Origin of the sequence: Bradyrhizobium lablabi, from assembly GCF_018129385.1 — a bacterium.
GTDB classification, from domain to species: Bacteria; Pseudomonadota; Alphaproteobacteria; order Rhizobiales; family Xanthobacteraceae; genus Bradyrhizobium; species Bradyrhizobium lablabi_C.
In genome coordinates, this window is sequence record NZ_JAFCLN010000001.1 from 190,921 (window position 1) to 206,566 (window position 15,646).

Sequence of the window (15,646 nt, forward strand, 5' to 3'; positions counted from 1 at the left end):
ATGCAGGCTGAAACACCGGTTGCTCGCGTCCTGCTCGATCCGGAAGCAGGGCGCCCTGCGAATTTGCAGACCTCGATCCCCGGGCTGGTCTGGGCCTTCCGCATTCCTTCAGACGGCAGTCCCGAACCGCTGGCGATCGACCAGCCCATCGAGCTGCCGCACAACGGGCTGCTCTGGCTGCATTTCAACCTTGCCGATGCAAGGGCGCTGCAATGGCTGGAATCCCCCGTGCTGGAAATGCCGAACGCGGCGCGCACGCTGCTGGTCTCCAGCGACAACTATCAGCAGCTTCATGCCCACGACGATGCCGTGTACGGCGTGATCTCCGATCTCAAGCGCGATATCGGGGAAGCCACCGAAGAGACCGGCTATCTGCATTTCGTCATGACCGAGGGCCTGCTGGTCAGCGGACGGCATCACGCGCTGTGTGCAGTGGATGCCACGCGCCGCGCACTGGAGGCGGGACGCCGGATCGGAAACGCCGCGGGGCTGTTCGAGACCATCATCGAGAACGTCGCCGATACCATGGACCGCGTTGCCGAGCGGATCGCGCAATCGCTCGACGAGATCGAGGAGCAGGTGCTGTCCGACGATGCTTCGGACCTGCGCCAGCGGCTCGGCCGCCTGCGCCGGACCTGCGTCCGGCTGCATCGCCAGCTCTCCGGCCTGCGGATCGTCTTCCTCCGCCTGGAGCAGAGCAATCTCAAGGAGCTGAAGCCGGCACTCCAGCTCCGCGCCGGAAAACTGGCGCAGCGCCTCGATGGCCTCGATCACACCGTGGTCGAAATGCGCGAGCGCAGCCGCCTGTTGCAGGAAGAGCTTCATCTGAAGATCGAGGAGCAGGGCAACAACAGCCTGCGGGTCCTGTCAGTGCTGACTGCGATGCTGCTGCCGCCGACGCTCGTCACCGGCATTTTCGGCATGAACACCAAGGGCCTGCCGCTGACCGACAATGAGACCGGTTTCCTGTGGGCGATGTTGCTTCTGATTTTGTCGTCGGCTGCGGCCTTCCTGATCATGAAGCGCATCGGTCTCATCAGGAAATTCTGAGCCCGGGCGTGAGGCGGAAACCGCACGATGTCCTTGTTGCCCAGGGTGGTCGGTCTAGCTGCGTATCTTGCTGGCGCCCTGGCAACGCTACCGGCGCATGCCGGCGCCAAGGATGAAAGTGCAGCCGAGTGGCTGGCGCCGAAATGGCTCAATGACGCCTATGCCTCGCTGGTCGCGAAGGGCCTGACTTTCGGCGCGACCTATATTGGCGACAACATCACCAACGTCACGGGCGGATCATCGCGGGGCGCGATTCATTTCGGACGCTTTGATTTCTCCGTCGATGCTGATCTCGAAAAGCTGGTTGGCTGGACCGGCGGGCGGATCTACGCCAACATGTTTCACCTCTATGGCCGCGGGCTGTCGCGCAACTATGTGCACAACCTCGCGACCATCAGCGAGATCGAGGCGCTGCCCGACACGCGGATGTACAACGCGTATTTCGAGCAAAGCTTTTTCAACGGCAGGCTGAACATCCGCGCCGGCCAGCAAGCCGCCGACGTCGAGTTCTTCGACAGCCAGACCGACGATTTGTTCGTCAACGGCACGTTCGGCTGGCCGGCCGGCAAGGCCAACAATTTGCCGGCGGGCGGGCCGGCGCCGCCAATCGCCGTGCCCGGTCTCCGAGTCAAGGCTCAGCTTACGGACGATTTCACGGTCTTCGGTGCGGTGTTCAACGGCACTGCGGCTGCACCCGGCGAGGGCGATCCGCAGCTCCGCGACAATCACGGTCTGGCGTACCGCATCAACGATCCGCGATGGGTGATCGGGCAGGTCCGCTGGGACTACAACATCGACATCGGCGGCCGTGCGTTGCCCGGCAATTTCACGCCGGGTGGCTGGCGCCATTACGGGGAGTTCGACGACCAGCGCTTCACCATGGGAGGCCTCTCGATCGCCGACCCCAGCGGTACAGGCATCCCGGCAAAACTTCGCGGCAACTGGGGAATTTTCGCGGTCTTTGAGCAAACGCTCTATCGGCCGGCGTCAGTGACCGAGAAGGGCGTTTCGGCATCGGTACCAGGGGTATCGTCCTTCCTGCGGATCGCCTACAGCCCGCCGGATCGAAACCTGATCGACCTTTACATCGACGGCGGCATCGGCGTGAGTGGCCTCGTTCCCGGACGGCCTGTCGATCGATTTGGCGTAGCCGCCGCCTTCATGCGCATTTCCGGCGCGGCACGTGGCCTTGATCTCGACACCCGCTTCTTTGACGGCGTTCCGAGTCCGGTGCGCAGCAATGAGACCTTGATCGAGTTCATCTATGAGGCGCATGTCAAGCCGGGCTGGCTGCTCGCGCCATACTTTCAGTATGTGTTTCGCCCGTCCGGCGGCATTCCCAATCCGAGCGATCCGACCGGCATTTCGCGGATCGGCGATGCCGCGGTATTCGGGCTGACATCGACGCTTAGATATTGAACGCGCCATCGCGTTGGTTGGGATGACGCGCGCGCCTCGTGATGCGCAACGCTTTCACGCCGCCACATCGAGCAATCGCGATGAACCCCTGACCAGAACCTTTCGTCCCTTTGTCGTGATGAGGGCGATGTCTTCGCACATTGCGACGAGTTCGAGCGCAACGAGACTTTCGAGAACATGGCGGCTCGGCCTGCGCGGCATCGATGCCGGAGTACGCAAAGCCTTCAGTGTCTCCCACTGATCGGGCGTGAGTTCGTGGTCCAGTTCCGTATTCATGTCGCCTCGAATCGCAAAGTTCCTTTGGCGCTCGCCTCTTACAAAGCGGTCGTGAATACTGTGCGACTGAAACGAGTCGGGAATTCGATTCGGAGTCACATTACGAGGTGAGATCGTCACATCAAAGTGTAGCTGGAATTGATCGAATTAGACGGGCGAATTCAGCTTCAATCCGACCATGCCGGCGACAATCAGCGTCAGGCAAAGGATACGTACCGGATCGGCCGACTCGCTGAACAGGATTATTCCAACGACGATACTTCCGGCAGCGCCGATCCCGGTCCAGATGGCATAGGCCGTGCCGAATGGCAGCGATCTCAACGCGACCGCCATCAGCGCAAAACTGAGGATGATGGCAAGCACGGTCCCGGCCGTCGGCCAGAATCGCGTGAGGCCATCGGAATATTTCAGGCCGAGCGCCCAGCCGATCTCGAGCAGGCCGGCTGCCAGCAATGCAAGCCACGCGCTCACGGTTGCTCCGATGCAGGCGATAGCTTCACATTCGGTGCGCAACTATCGACGATAGACTCGATATGGGAGCAACAGGCAGCCATGGTGCCTCTGGCCTGAGAGGACGATCAGTGTCTCTCCCTTGCGTGGTTCGTGCGACAGGGATGTGACAGCCGGCGAGAAACCGTGTGGGATTGGTTAAGGGACGGCGAAGCGCCCCGGAAGCTCACGTCGGCTCGTGCTTGCGCAGGTCGCGAATGTGGTCGAAATGCCTCGCCTGAAGATCGGCTTCATCCGCTTCGATCTCGGGCAGCGCCGCCTCGGCGAGAATATCCGCTGTGACGTCCTCGACGGCGGAGCCGGCTATTTCGTGGATGAAGCTGATATTGCGGTATTCACCGGTCGCGATGCGCGAGACGACCTCCCGCCTGGTGATTTCGGGATCGACTACGGCCTCCCGGCCGCGCCGGCCGTAATCGATCATGACGACGAAATATTGCATGGTGCTCCGGTAGCAGGACGGCATGCACTATTATTTCCGAAAAACAGAATTTTGTCAAGCTATTTTCGGAAAAGAGGAAATCGAGAGCGACCGCCCCGGCGACCCCGGGGCGAATCACCTATCCTCGGGCTATTTCTCCGACCGACCGGCCTTCCCCTTGCGTGCCCGGCTGGCCTTGGCCCGCATCCGCTGGATCTGGCCCCGCGGCAGCGTCACGCAGATCTCTCCGATCCATTCCAGCTTCACCCCGTTGATCGGCTTGGCGTTGAAGCTCGCTAGATTGACCAGCGTCGGCGATTTTCCGCGCTCGACCGTCTTCAAATAGCGCTCGCCGGTCTTCAGCCGCACAGCGGCCTCTTCCCCGTAAAAGCTCGAGAGCGGGTGGCGCTGCTCGCGATAGACCACGATCACGTCGCCGTTCTCGTATTTCGGCAACATGGAATCGCCGGAGACCTCGAACGCGATGGTTTCCTCGGCGATCGGGAAGGGCAGTTCCACCTCGCCAAGGCCCTCCGGCGGTACCTGCTCATAATCCGGCTCGATCGAGGCGCCGGCGCCGATGCGGCCCATGATCGGGACCGAATTGAGCCCGAGATATTCGGAGATCGGGCCGATTTCCGACGCCTTGATCAGGCGAATTCCCGACAGAATCTCCGAAACCGCGCCAGGGCGAACGCCCATCGCATGCGCGAGACCCCCCTTGGTCTTGCCGGGCTTCTTCAACGCTTTCTCGATCAGTTTGACTTCCAGCATGACTGCCTCCCCTTTCCGAATCTCGGAAGGAGCATAGCAGTTCTGATTATCGTAAATCAAGCTTGACTTTTGCTTCGGAATATCAGAAGTATCCCGTGCGGGTGCCCGGATGGAAGCAAGGACAAGAAACGTGGAAGTGGAACAGACAGGCTGGCCGGTCGAACATTCGCAGGCGTTACGGGAATTTCATGCCAGGGGCATGTCCTATTCGGAGATCGCGAGGGCCCTCAACGCCAGATTCGCGGCTTTCTATACACGGAACGCCGTACTGGGCCGCGCAAAACGAATGGGATTTGGGGATTCTGACGAAAAGCGGGCGGAGAAGGCGATGCTGGAGCGGATGCTTCGCGAACGGATTTCTCGAAGCGGATCCTCCGAGTCCAGGATGTCCGACACAAGGCCGGCCGGTGTGATCTTGTCGGAATTCCGGCCGCCGAAGCTGCCGCGCGCGAAGGCCGAGCCGGCAAAGCTTCGTTGTGTCGAAGTTTCCCCCCGCCGCCTCGCGCTGATCGAGCTCGAGCGGAACGACTGCCGCTACCCCTATGGCGGGGATGAAGAAGGCGAGGCGATCACGTTTTGCGGGCACCCTCGCCGCAAGGGCTCGAGCTATTGCGGCCCGCATTTTCACCTGACGCGCGCCCCCGTTATTGCACTGCAACGGACCGTCAGCACCGCACCGCTGAAGCTGGTGGAGCGGAATGAGATTTTCCAACGAGCAACGGAGACCCATCCTCATGGCACGAACGAGGCGCAAGAAGCCGTACAATCCTGCGAAGGTGCACAACCGGCAATCGCATGACCTGCCGCGCAACGCGGAGGTGGCGGCGATCGAAGTCGACGATCCCCTCGGGCTGGAGCCCGGCGACAAGATCGTCGCGCTGCGATCGGTCCGCAACGACCCGTTAGCGCGGCTGCACTCGCATCGGCACCTCGACGAGGCGCAGTATCAGGCCGGCCGGGCCTTTCAGAACGATTGGGAGCGTGCCGAGCGCGGACCTCGGGCCGTCGATCCGACCCGAGAATATGTCGACGGCGGGCAGGCCCGTGAGCCGATCACGGAAGGCCAGCGCAAGGCGGTGCTCCGGCTCAATCACTGCGAGCGCGAGCTCGGTGCGGACGGATCGGCGCTGGTGCACGACGTCCTGGTCCACGGCATGAGCATGGAGCAGGTCGGCGAGCGGCGCGGACTGCGCGGTCAGCGCTGGAAGGACTATTTTGCCCGCCGTTTGCGCGAATGCCTTGACCGGCTGGCGCTGATCTACGGGCTGTCAACGGCGGCCCCGGCCGGCCACGTCAGAACGGCCCGGCGCTGAAGCGAAGCGGCTGCACGATGTCGTAGGCCGCCTTCGTCAACGGCACTGCATAATCGACCGTCAGCGCGCCGAACGGCGAGGCCCAGGTCAGGCCTGCGCCGACCGAAGAGCGCATGACGTTCGAGTTGGCGACCTGCATCGATTGGGTGGAGCCCGGAAATGCCGTCGGGCCCTTGTAGCGGAAGACGCTGCCGGCGTCGATGAAGGCGGTCGCCCTCAGGCCGTACTCGTCGGGCACGCCGGGGATCGAGCTCTGAAGCTCGGCCGTCGTCGCCCAATACATGCTGCCGCCGACATTATCCATGGTGGTGCCCGGCGTCAGATCGCGCGGGCCAAAGCCGTTGGTCGCAAATCCCCGCACCATCGTCGGCCCGCCGAAGAAGCTGTTCAGCAGCGGCGCCTGCTGGCCGCCCCAGCCGGTGATGTAGCCGCCCTGGGCGCGCACCATGCCGACGAGATCGCTGTTGAGCGAATGGTAGTAGCGCACGTCTTCGGTGGTGCGCAGGAATTTCACGTCGCCGCCGAGCCCGGCAAAATCCTGGCTGAGCTGCGAGCGGACGCCGCTGGTCGGACTCTTGAGGTTGTCCAGCGTGCTGTAGGTGGCCGTGCTGCCGGCGGCGGAGACCCAGGCGGGCCCGCCGGCTGCGGCTTCCTGGACCGCCAGCGACGGCACAAGGCCGCCGGCGTTCGGCGAAAGCGTGATGTTCTGGTTGTAGATGGAATACCGCCACTGCACGCCGAGATCTTCGGTCAGCGGCGTGCCGAACAGCAGCCTCCCACCGTAAGTCGTGCTTCCATAGGATTGATAGTAGGTCGGGTCCATTTGCCGGCCGAACAGCTCGACTCCGGCAGATACCTTGGTGCCGAGGAAATAGGGCTCCGAAGCCGCAAGATTCGCCCCGCGCGCGTACTGGCCGAGGGTGAAGGTGGACTGTAGGTTCTGCCCGGCGCCGTAGAAATTGCGTTCGCCGAGCTTGAGCTCGACCAGCGCGCCGTCCGAGGTCGAATAGCCGCCCGAGATGAAGAACTCGCCGGTCGGCTGGTCGACGGCCTCGACATCGACGATGATGCGATCCGCCGAGGAGCCCGGCCGGTTCGATATCTTGACGGTCTTGAAGTAGTTCAGGTTCTTGAGACGACGCTCGGCACGGTCGATCAGCGTCTTGTTGTAGGGGTCTCCCTCGGCGATATCAAATTCGCGCCGGATCACATAGTCGCGGGTCCGGCTGTTGCCGTGAATATCGATGCGCTCGATATAGGTGCGCGGGCCCTGATCGATGACGAAGGAAATATCGACGGTTCGCGCGGCCTCGTTTCGAGTCGCCCGGGGCGTTGCGTTCGCGAAGGGATAGCCGAGCTTTGCCATCTCGATCGCGAGGGTTTCGGTGGTCTTGTCGAGTGCGTTGCCATCGAAGGTGGCGCCGCCACGCGCGAGCACGACTCGCGAGAGCTTTTCGGAATCGAGACCAGGAATATTGCAGATGACGCCTACATTGCCGAAGCGGTAGAGCGGGCCCTCATCGATCGCGAAGGTCACCGCAAATCCCTTGGTGGCGGGGTCGAACTCCGCGTCGGCCGAGCGCACGCTGGCGTCGGCATAGCCCTTGCTGCGATAATACAGCCGCAGCCGCTCCCGATCCTGTGCGATGCGGTCCGGATCGTAGACGTCGCCGCCGGTCAGCATGCTCAGCAGCGACTTCTCGGAGGTCTTGATCACGGCGTTGAGCTGCCGCGCACCGATCGCCTGATTTCCGGTGAAACTGATCTTGCGGACCGCCGTCTTGGCGCCTTCGGTAATGACATAGACAAGGTCGGCGCGGCCGTTGCCGCGGTCAATGACTTCCGGAACGACTTTGACCTCGTCGCGCCCGACGTGGCGGTAGGCCTCGACGATGCGGTTGACGTCGGACTGGACGGTAGATCGCTGTAGCGAACCACGCGGCTTGGATTCGACGGCAGCCGCAAGGTCGGCGTCCTTGACCTTCTTGTTGCCTTCGAACGCGACGCGATCCAGCACCGGTGCTTCGGTGAGGTGGACGACCAGCCCTCCGGCGGTACGGTCGATCGAAACCTTGTCGAACAGTTTTGTTGCGATCAGCGACTTCAGCGCCGCGTCGCGTGCGGCCTCGTCGAACCGCCCGTCGGCGCCGGCCTTGAAATGGGAGCGCACGGTTTCAGCATCGACCCGGAGGTTGCCCTCGACGACAATCGTCTCGCGCGGGGACGAACCAGGCTCGGCCAATGCTGCCGGGGCGATCCCGACTACGAACGCGATCGTCAGCAAGCCGCCGGCCGCGCGCAGGCGCCGCGGCCGCTGGATTGGTACGCTGTATTTACTCTTCACGTCCGTGCCGGACTCCCACCTGACCGGCTGCAATCGAATTGCCTGCGCGGGGCGAAAGAATGTCGGACGTGAGGAGAGTTGCGGGCCTGATTGCCACAATTTGACCGTCAAGCTTGACGCGCCCTTTCTCAGAATTGTCGCAATGGCCGCCTCATGCTCGACCCTCGAAAAAGCCTTGAGATTGCTGGCGTTGCGAGCATGGCAGCGCCGGCCTGCCGGAGTATCAAATGCGTTACGTCGCTCTCACCGCCGCAGCGTTCATGCTGGTCCAGCCTGCCTATGCAGAAAAGGCGCCGCAGATCGATCCGCGTGCTTCGCTCGGCGTGGTTCAGCAATGGATCTACAACTATCGGGCCAAGCCGGACTACGCTCACATCCCCGCGGCCGTGCGTGTGCTGTTCCACTCGCAGACGTTCAAGGAGCCGGAGAATGCCGGCATCTATCTGGGCTTCGTCGCGGGCGCAATCGCGTCGAATCCGGCGAAAGCCGAGCAACTGGTCAACAGCTTGTTTCCCATCCCGCCGGAAGACGAATGGGTGATCGTGCGGGCGGTGGCCTATTCGGGCGTGCCGGATTGGCGAAACATCCTGCGCCGGATGACGCAACGCATGCCGGCGCGCAAGGTGATGATCGACGCCTATCTGGCCGGAAGGCTGCCGACGCTGGCAGAAATCCCGCTGGAGGACGCCAAGCCCGGCATGATGGACAAGCTGAAGGGCACTTTCACGAAGAATCCCTTCGCCAAGGACGAGCGGAAGGTGAACATCAAGCTCACCTTCGCCACCAATCAGGATCTGCTGGATACGCTGTGGGGATATTATTTTGCGACCGGGTCGAATGTCCCGATCCAGCGCATCGTGCAGATGCTGCCGTGGAGCAAGAGCCGCGACACGATCGACAAGCTGACGGTTGGCAGCATGGCCCGCTATACGCTGGCGAGCTACGCCGTGCGGGATGCAAAGCTGCGCGAATATCTGCGCGGCGAACTCGCGCGTCAGCCGGCAGCGGTGAAGGCGCCGCTCACTGAAGTGGTCGAGGCGGCCGATACCGTGCAAATCGGTGCGCTGCGAAAGGATGCGCTCGCCGCGGTCGACGAGTTGAAGATCAAAGGCTCGGACAGCCGGCGTGATATCAGCTTCTGGGGGCAGGTCGGCGTTGGCGCGGTAGCCCTTGGCTGCGTCTCTGCGGCCGCGCTGGGACAGGTTGCGGTCGGCATCCCCTGTGTGATCGGCGGGTCCGCTTCCCAGGGCCTGCTCTCTTTCTGGGAAAAGCAGCAGTAGTCCGCCGGCGCATTCGCGAGATTGACCTGCTTCCAGGCGGCGCGTCCCTTCGCGGGACGGGCGCAGCTATGCCTGCCACAACTCCCACCCTGCAAAATCCGGGTTTGGCGTTAGCCGTGCGCTTCCGCTAAAAAGCCTCAAAGGCGATAATCGGAGATTTCGCCGAATAAACAATGAGGAAGCCCGCGAAATGATTGCAAAGCCTGATCTGCCAGAGCGCACGCCGCGCGGAAAGGGGGAGCCGACGGCCCTCGACGGGCTGCTGGTGATCGACTTCACCCGCGTTGTGGCGGGGCCCGCCTGTACGCAGACGCTCGCGGATTTCGGCGCCGAGGTGGTCAAGATCGAGAATCCCGATGGCGGCGATGACACACGTGCTTACGAGCATGCCGAGATCGGCGGCGAGAGCGCGGCATTCCTCAGCCTCAACCGCAACAAGCGCGGCATCGCGCTCGACTTCAACAACCCGGCGGCGCTCGAGGTAGCGCGAGCGCTGATCGCCAAGGCCGACGTGGTGGTGGAGAATTTTTCCGGCGGCGTGATGAAGAAATTCGGGCTCGACTATGCGTCAGTAGCGCCTACAAATCCGCGGCTCGTCTATTGCTCGATCTCGGCGTACGGCCGCAAGGGGGCGTTCGCCCTGCGCCCGGGCTTTGATCCGATCACGCAGGCCGAAAGCGGCTTCATGTCGCTGAACGGCTTTCCCGACGCAGAGCCGGTGCGCACCGGGCCGCCGATCGTCGACATGGCGACCGGCATGTCGGCCTGCAACGCGATCCTGATGGCGCTGCTGGCCCGCGAGCGGCTCGGCCGCGGCCAGCAGGTCGAGGTGGCGCTGATCGACACCGCGGTGTCGATGACCGGATTTTACGGCATGGCCTATCTGATCAGCGGCAATAATCCGGGGCGATTCGGCAATTCGCCAAACGGTTCGCCGACCGTTGGCGTGTATCGCGCCTCCGACGGTCCGCTGTACATCGCGTGCGCCAACGACCGGCTGTATCGCCGCCTCGTCACGGAAGTGCTCGACCGGCCTGACCTCGTCACGGATCCCGACTTCGCCCACCGCAAGACGCGCACAGCCAACAAGGAAAAACTGCGCGCGATCATTGCCGGGATATTCGCCAGCGACCGGCTCGAGAACTGGATGGCGAAGATGAAGAAGGCCAACATCCCCGTCGGCTATCTCCGCACCGTCGAGGAAGGATTCAACGCACCCGAAGTGCGTGATCGCGATCGGCTCAGCCGCATCCCGCATCCGACGGCAGGCTCGGTCCCCAATATCGAAACGCCACTCGGCATGAGCCTGACCCCGGCCGTCGATCCCGTGGCTGCGCCGCTGCTCGGGCAGCACACCAGGGAAGTGTTGCGCAAGACACTCGGCTATGACGATCGCCGCATCGCCGATCTGGCGCAGGCGGGGGCGTTCGGAAAAGCCAATCTCTCTGCGCAAGGCACTGACGAATAAGCGGTTGTCCGCAGACAGCGGCTATGTGCAGTTGTCAACATAACGGCTCGGCGGTCGCCGGCGAGTGGCCAGAGCAGGATGACTTTCTCCGAATCGTCATCCCGCTCTATCTTTTTGTTTGCGCATGATCTTTTCGGAAAACCGGTGTCCACCCGTCGGGTCGGCGCCCGAGGGCGTGCTTTTCCGGATCATGCTCTAGTTTGGCTTGCTGCGTGGGTTGTTCCTTGGCATACTTTCAACTTCTTCGGGTTCAGCCCGATCGATCTCAAGGCGTGCCATTCGGAGTATCAAGGTAGCCGTCGTCAGGCCGAGGCGTTCGGCCTCCTGCGCTGCGGTGTCTACCTTCTGGGCCAAGCCTTCGCGTTTGCTTGGATATGTCATTCCTTAGTCCTCATCCAGGATGCGAGATGAAAAATCCCACATATGTTGCAGAGCTACAGAAGAAGCTCGGAGCTCCATCGAGCGAGACGGTCGAAAGCCTGCGGCTGTTGAAGGCCTTCATCAAACTTGCTCCGGACCAGCGCACGGAGATCGTCGAATTGGTCGAGCGACTGGCCCAGGACGCGGACGATCTTTCACTGTCCTGACAACAGTCCCTCCTGTCTGATCGGTTTGGCCGGCGGAAGCGTTGCGATCGCATAAACCGAATCGTCGAGCGCTTCGGACTGGTGCAGCGTTCCGGCAGGCAACAGGATGGTATCCCCTGCGCCGCAGACGCGTTCGCCGCCTTCCCATGTGAAATTAAGCCTGCCGCTGACGATCATCAGGATCTCGTCCACCGGATGGGTGTGGAAATGATGCACCTTGCCCGCGGCGTCGCGTTGCAGCTCGAGGCTGCCTTGCGCGGGAAGCAGATCGAGGATGGCAGGATCGATCGAGATTTCGGTTCTCGTGGCCGGGATGATCCGGGTCATGCGGCTTGCTCCTTGTCTTCGATTGGCGATGACTTGTTTTGCGCGAGCCTGGCGAACGGACAGCCGCCGGCGGCTTCGTTGTCGTCGTGCAGAAAATATTGCTGGTATTCGCGTCCGTCGGCCGCGCCGTAGCGTCCGAGCAGTGGCGATGGACTGGCGCTGTCATAGGGAATGAGGCGCTTGCGGACTTCGGCAAAGGCGGCGGTGGCGGCTTTCTCGGTGCCGAGAATTTTCTCGAAGACCCAGCGCGGCTGAAAGGTCAGCATGAACGTGCTGGATCGCCGGCTTTGCCGCATCACATGCGCGGGCGTCGAGCACACCACGAAGATCGGCTCGCCCGCGAACGAGAACTCCCACATCGGATGATCGATCTGTTCGGGGATTTCCGCCGGCCACGGGCGCTTGTCCAGCCGGGCAAGCTCGTCAAGGGTGAGCCACATCTTGCGGTGATAGGCATCCAGCGTCTGAACCGGGCGCGGACGGGTGAAAACGACCAGCGATGTGTTGGGACCGAACGAGCGAGCTTGCGAAACGTAATGTCCGAGCTGGCCACCGAGGATTTCGAGATCGTAGGGGTCGAGAAACAGGTATCGCAGTTGATCGAGGCGATGACCGGTGACGCCGAACACGCAAGGGAAGGGGCGGGATTCGCTGCTCATCTGCGCTTCGAATTCCGAGAACATCACGCTTTGCCAACTGCTCACCGGAAAGCTCGACGCGATCTCTGCCTTTCTCAGATACAAGCAATCCATGACGCCCCCTCAGCGCTACGTACCAACGATCAATTTTCTTCTCATCATTAATGGACCGGCGATGCCGGGCAGCGACATCAGGAGCAGGAGCGCGATAAGCGTGGTGTAGCCGGCATCACCAATCACGGCTGCTCCCTGTGCGGCATCGCCTGCGCCGAACCGGCCCGCGGCGAGCATTGCGAAGCCGATGACGGGTTGCGCAAGACCTGCGAAAATTCCGGCAGCGGTGGTGTTTACCGATGCGCCGACACCGATCAGATCGGTGGTGTAGAGGCGCTTGGTGCATTTCAGCACCAGCGGAACGGTTCCGCCGGCCACCAACCCGAGCACCGTGAAAACGATGGTGACGTACACAAGGCCAAGGGCATGAGCGATGGGCGGCAGCAGCATCGCGATCAACACCATCCGCAACAGGCAGATGCGGATCAAGGCGGTGTCGAGGGCTGCCGCGGCGCGATCGGCGGCGTGACCGAGGAAGATCGATCCTGCGGCATTGCCGATCATGAAGGCGAGGAGGGGTGTGGCGGCGGCCGACGGCGAGATGCCGAAGAAGTGCGCCACCATCGGAATGCCCCACACGCCGGACAAGGTCGTCACCACGGCGAAGTGGGACGCGAATGTCATGGCGCAGCCCCAGTTGGCCATATGGGCCAGCGATTGGCGCGCAGCAGCAAGAACGCCTCGCAAGGTCTTGTTGCTGTGGGAATCCGGATCAGGTTTGAGCGCGAGCTTGGCGAAGGCCAGATTGACGAGGCCGACGCATGCGATGACCAGGAAGCAGGCACGCCAGCCGAAGCCGGTAACCGCGGCGGCCAGCGGCGTGGTCGCAATGACGCCGCCGACATAGCCCGACACTTGCGAGATACCCGACATCACCCCGAAACGCTCGTCGGCAAAGCTCTGCGCGACCAGCTTGAGCAGCGCCGTGAACATCAGCGCGTCGCCGCAGGCAATCACCAGCCGGGCGGCAAAGACGTCGAGCAGGTTCGGCGAGAGAGCAAAGGCGGCGCTGCCCAGCGACGATGCCGCCATGCTGGCGAGAACCACGCGCTTGACGCCGTAGCGGTCGACCAGAAGCCCCGCCGGGATCTGCATCAGGGTGTATCCCCAGAAATAGCTGGAGGCGAGCATGGCAACGCCGGCGGCATCGGTTTCGAAGTCGGCCATGAAGCTGAGGCTGACCGATTGCGGCGACACGCGTTGCAGGAAGGCGATGGCATAGGCGATCGCCACCGCCGCCCATGCCAGATAGGCGCGATCGGCAAACCGGGTGACGGGCGCAAGTACTGCCGGTTGTACGGGCATCGGCGTCACACCCTCGCATATCCGACGGAGAACAGGGCGTCCGCGGAATTCGGGATCACCCGGGACATGGCGGCATCGACCAGGGAAGCTGCGCCGCGATAGGCCTGCCGGTGATGCTTGATGTGGCCGTAGGCGCCGCGCATGATCATCTCCGGCACCTCGAGCGATTTGCCCGGATAAAGCGCGCCGCACATTTCAACGCAGGCTGCCTGGAGCGCAGGATGCTCGGCATCATCGAGCAGCGATGGCGTCACCTTTTCGCAGATCTTTGCGTTGGCCGCCCACACGATGGGATTGCGCGTCCGCCATCCGTAGAGGACGCCGTTGTCGCCATGCTCGGCGGCGCCGGAGCATTTGAGCACTTCGGAGGTGAAGAAGCCGTAGAGCCCGCGGCCCTGATGGGCGGGGAGCACTTCCGTGCCACTGCGGTAAATGGCGGGCTCGCCGGCAATCCGCATGATCCGGTACGCGGAGAACGCGACCAGCCCGGCGGTGTCATGGACCAGGATGAGGCTGTAGCTGGGATCGAAGGGAGATGACTCGGCGGTCCAATGCGGCTCGGTCGCCTTCCAGTTGACGGCGATGATGCCGTTCATCGCATCCATCAGCGATTGCCTGTCCGAAAGGTCGATACGCGAGGCGTCCGGAAAGCTGTGGACCGTGTAGTCTGCCCAAGGCGAGGGAATGCTCTGGTATCGGCCGCCCAGATTTTGCAACACGGCAAAACTCCCGCTAACCATCGCAAAAACTGTACAGGCGCCGGCGGAATAGCTTAAAGGACAATATGCCCTCGAAATCTGCCAAGCCCCGCCGTGCTGACTTGAGCGAGCAGGCTTCGACGCGCCGCATCGCCATCGTCGCCTTTCCCGGTGTGACGCTGCTCGACATCTCAGGTCCCGCACAGGTATTTGCGGAGCTGGAGGCGATCGAACTGCCGGCGCCGGGCTATTCCCTGTCCTATCTGTCGACGTCGGGCGGATTGGTCGTCACCGACGTCGGCATGATGATCGATACGGCGCCGATCGATAGCGTCCGGCCGCACCAGGTCGACACCCTCGTAATCCCCGGCGGTCCCGGCATCTGGGAGATGCGCAAGGACGCCGCGCTGATGAAGTGGATTTCGCAGGTCCAGCCCAAGGCCCGTCGCATTGCATCGGTGTGCCTCGGCGCATTCGCGCTGGCCTGGACCGGCGCCCTCGATGGCAAGCGCGCGGCGACCCATTGGCGCTATTGCCCGCGCCTGCAAGACAGCTTTCCAAACGTCCGGGTCGAGCCCGATGCGATCTTCGTCAAGGACGGGCGGGTATGGTCGTCCGCCGGCGTCAGCGCCGGCATCGACCTTGCGCTTGCAATCGTCGAGGAGGATTTCGGCCACACCACGGCGCTGGACGTGGCGCGGCGGCTGGTGGTGTTCCTGAAGCGCCCCGGCGGCCAGAGCCAGTTCTCGACCATTCTTGCGGCGCAGGCTTCCGATGTCGAAGGCCGCTTCAGCGAACTGCATGCCTGGATCATTGAGAACATTGCGAGCGACTTGCGGGTCGATGTGCTCGCCGCCAAGGCCGGCATGACGCCGAGGACGTTTGCCCGCGCCTATAGCAGCCGTACCGGCATGACGCCGGCCAGCGGGGTCGAGGCGCTGCGCGTCGAGACCGCGCGGCTGCTGCTCGAGAGCGGGCAGGTCGGCGGCGTGGTCGAGGTGGCCAAGCGTGCAGGCTTTGGCGACGACGAGCGGATGCGGAGGGCGTTTCTGCGGCACCTTGGCGTTTCGCCCTCGGAATATCGAAGCCGTTTTTCCGGCTGAGAGGTGCTTGCCGCGGCAT

Annotated in this window: 17 protein-coding genes; 8 read left to right on the forward strand and 9 right to left on the reverse strand. The window is 62.9% G+C overall.

The features are described 5' to 3' along the window. Positions 1-1,050, forward strand: coding sequence for a transporter (locus tag JQ628_RS00925; protein WP_212217788.1), 1,050 nt, complete (start codon positions 1-3; stop codon positions 1,048-1,050). 27 nt (positions 1,051-1,077) lie between these two features. After that, positions 1,078-2,469, forward strand: a complete 1,392-nt coding sequence (locus JQ628_RS00930; RefSeq protein ID WP_212217791.1) for a carbohydrate porin — start codon at positions 1,078-1,080, stop codon at positions 2,467-2,469. A 54-nt stretch (positions 2,470-2,523) separates the two neighbouring features. On the opposite strand, the gene JQ628_RS00935 is transcribed toward JQ628_RS00930, so the two are convergent. The 4 genes from JQ628_RS00935 to JQ628_RS00950 form a co-directional block, all read right to left on the reverse strand. Next, positions 2,524-2,745: a hypothetical protein gene (locus tag JQ628_RS00935; RefSeq protein ID WP_212217794.1), complete on the reverse strand. Its 222-nt coding sequence runs from the start codon at positions 2,743-2,745 to the stop codon at positions 2,524-2,526. Between the two features lie 147 nt (positions 2,746-2,892). Further along, positions 2,893-3,216, reverse strand: coding sequence for a DMT family transporter (locus JQ628_RS00940; protein ID WP_212217797.1), 324 nt, complete (start codon positions 3,214-3,216; stop codon positions 2,893-2,895). 205 nt (positions 3,217-3,421) lie between these two features. Further along, entirely contained in the window at positions 3,422-3,697 is a 276-nt protein-coding gene (locus tag JQ628_RS00945) for a hypothetical protein (RefSeq protein WP_212219242.1), read from the reverse strand. A gap of 129 nt (positions 3,698-3,826) precedes the next feature. Next, positions 3,827-4,450, reverse strand: a complete 624-nt coding sequence (locus tag JQ628_RS00950) for a LexA family transcriptional regulator (RefSeq protein WP_212217800.1) — start codon at positions 4,448-4,450, stop codon at positions 3,827-3,829. Between the two features lie 130 nt (positions 4,451-4,580). Here JQ628_RS00950 and JQ628_RS00955 point away from each other — a divergent pair, with 130 nt between their 5' ends. Both JQ628_RS00955 and JQ628_RS00960 read left to right on the forward strand, forming a co-directional pair. After that, on the forward strand, positions 4,581-5,249 hold the full coding sequence (locus JQ628_RS00955; RefSeq protein WP_349628003.1) for a GcrA family cell cycle regulator: 669 nt from the start codon (positions 4,581-4,583) through the stop codon (positions 5,247-5,249). Next, the gene (locus JQ628_RS00960) at positions 5,185-5,763 is read left to right on the forward strand and encodes a DUF6456 domain-containing protein (protein WP_212217803.1); all 579 of its coding nucleotides are present in this window, start codon (positions 5,185-5,187) and stop codon (positions 5,761-5,763) included. The genes JQ628_RS00955 and JQ628_RS00960 overlap by 65 nt, the downstream gene beginning before the upstream one ends. Here the strand turns inward: JQ628_RS00960 and bamA are convergent. After that, the gene (bamA, locus tag JQ628_RS00965; protein WP_349628004.1) at positions 5,744-8,107 is read right to left on the reverse strand and encodes an outer membrane protein assembly factor BamA; all 2,364 of its coding nucleotides are present in this window, start codon (positions 8,105-8,107) and stop codon (positions 5,744-5,746) included. The two genes, JQ628_RS00960 and bamA, sit on opposite strands and share 20 nt — an antisense overlap. A gap of 227 nt (positions 8,108-8,334) precedes the next feature. On the opposite strand from bamA, the gene JQ628_RS00970 reads away from it, so the two are divergent. From JQ628_RS00970 to JQ628_RS00980, 3 genes are all read left to right on the forward strand, one after another. Further along, a complete protein-coding gene (locus JQ628_RS00970; RefSeq protein ID WP_212217806.1) occupies positions 8,335-9,387 on the forward strand; it encodes a hypothetical protein in 1,053 nt (350 codons plus the stop codon). A gap of 190 nt (positions 9,388-9,577) precedes the next feature. Continuing rightward, positions 9,578-10,855, forward strand: coding sequence for a CaiB/BaiF CoA transferase family protein (locus JQ628_RS00975; protein WP_212217809.1), 1,278 nt, complete (start codon positions 9,578-9,580; stop codon positions 10,853-10,855). Positions 10,856-11,262: 407 nt separating this feature from the next. Beyond that, positions 11,263-11,442 carry a hypothetical protein gene (locus tag JQ628_RS00980; protein ID WP_212217813.1) on the forward strand — a complete coding sequence of 60 codons (180 nt, stop codon included), beginning with the start codon at positions 11,263-11,265 and terminating at the stop codon, positions 11,440-11,442. Here JQ628_RS00980 and JQ628_RS00985 read toward each other — a convergent pair. The 4 genes from JQ628_RS00985 to JQ628_RS01000 all read right to left on the reverse strand — a co-directional run bounded on the left by JQ628_RS00985 (position 11,431) and on the right by JQ628_RS01000 (position 14,545). After that, on the reverse strand, positions 11,431-11,769 hold the full coding sequence (locus JQ628_RS00985; RefSeq protein WP_212217816.1) for a cupin domain-containing protein: 339 nt from the start codon (positions 11,767-11,769) through the stop codon (positions 11,431-11,433). The two genes, JQ628_RS00980 and JQ628_RS00985, sit on opposite strands and share 12 nt — an antisense overlap. Next, a complete protein-coding gene (locus JQ628_RS00990; RefSeq protein WP_249127384.1) occupies positions 11,766-12,428 on the reverse strand; it encodes a YqcI/YcgG family protein in 663 nt (220 codons plus the stop codon). Before JQ628_RS00990 ends, JQ628_RS00985 begins: the two co-directional genes overlap by 4 nt. 108 nt (positions 12,429-12,536) lie before the next feature. After that, on the reverse strand, positions 12,537-13,826 hold the full coding sequence (locus JQ628_RS00995) for an MFS transporter (protein ID WP_212217821.1): 1,290 nt from the start codon (positions 13,824-13,826) through the stop codon (positions 12,537-12,539). Positions 13,827-13,831: 5 nt separating this feature from the next. After that, complete coding sequence (locus JQ628_RS01000; protein WP_212217824.1) at positions 13,832-14,545, reverse strand: hypothetical protein; 714 nt, start codon at positions 14,543-14,545, stop codon at positions 13,832-13,834. A 65-nt stretch (positions 14,546-14,610) separates the two neighbouring features. On the opposite strand from JQ628_RS01000, the gene JQ628_RS01005 reads away from it, so the two are divergent. After that, entirely contained in the window at positions 14,611-15,627 is a 1,017-nt protein-coding gene (locus tag JQ628_RS01005) for a GlxA family transcriptional regulator (protein WP_212217827.1), read from the forward strand. Positions 15,628-15,646: the final 19 nt, after the last annotated feature.

Coding starts and splice junctions, on each gene's coding strand:
- JQ628_RS00945 (WP_212219242.1), bottom strand. CDS start 3,697: ATGCAATATTTCGTCGTCATGATCGATTACGGCCGGCGCGGCCGGGAG.
- JQ628_RS00980 (WP_212217813.1), top strand. CDS start 11,263: ATGAAAAATCCCACATATGTTGCAGAGCTACAGAAGAAGCTCGGAGCT.
- JQ628_RS00975 (WP_212217809.1), top strand. CDS start 9,578: ATGATTGCAAAGCCTGATCTGCCAGAGCGCACGCCGCGCGGAAAGGGG.
- JQ628_RS00930 (WP_212217791.1), top strand. CDS start 1,078: ATGTCCTTGTTGCCCAGGGTGGTCGGTCTAGCTGCGTATCTTGCTGGC.
- JQ628_RS00990 (WP_249127384.1), bottom strand. CDS start 12,428: ATGAGCAGCGAATCCCGCCCCTTCCCTTGCGTGTTCGGCGTCACCGGT.
- JQ628_RS00950 (WP_212217800.1), bottom strand. CDS start 4,450: ATGCTGGAAGTCAAACTGATCGAGAAAGCGTTGAAGAAGCCCGGCAAG.
- JQ628_RS00970 (WP_212217806.1), top strand. CDS start 8,335: ATGCGTTACGTCGCTCTCACCGCCGCAGCGTTCATGCTGGTCCAGCCT.
- JQ628_RS00985 (WP_212217816.1), bottom strand. CDS start 11,769: ATGACCCGGATCATCCCGGCCACGAGAACCGAAATCTCGATCGATCCT.
- JQ628_RS01005 (WP_212217827.1), top strand. CDS start 14,611: ATGCCCTCGAAATCTGCCAAGCCCCGCCGTGCTGACTTGAGCGAGCAG.
- JQ628_RS00995 (WP_212217821.1), bottom strand. CDS start 13,826: ATGCCCGTACAACCGGCAGTACTTGCGCCCGTCACCCGGTTTGCCGAT.
- JQ628_RS00960 (WP_212217803.1), top strand. CDS start 5,185: ATGGCACGAACGAGGCGCAAGAAGCCGTACAATCCTGCGAAGGTGCAC.
- JQ628_RS00925 (WP_212217788.1), top strand. CDS start 1: ATGCAGGCTGAAACACCGGTTGCTCGCGTCCTGCTCGATCCGGAAGCA.
- JQ628_RS00935 (WP_212217794.1), bottom strand. CDS start 2,745: ATGAATACGGAACTGGACCACGAACTCACGCCCGATCAGTGGGAGACA.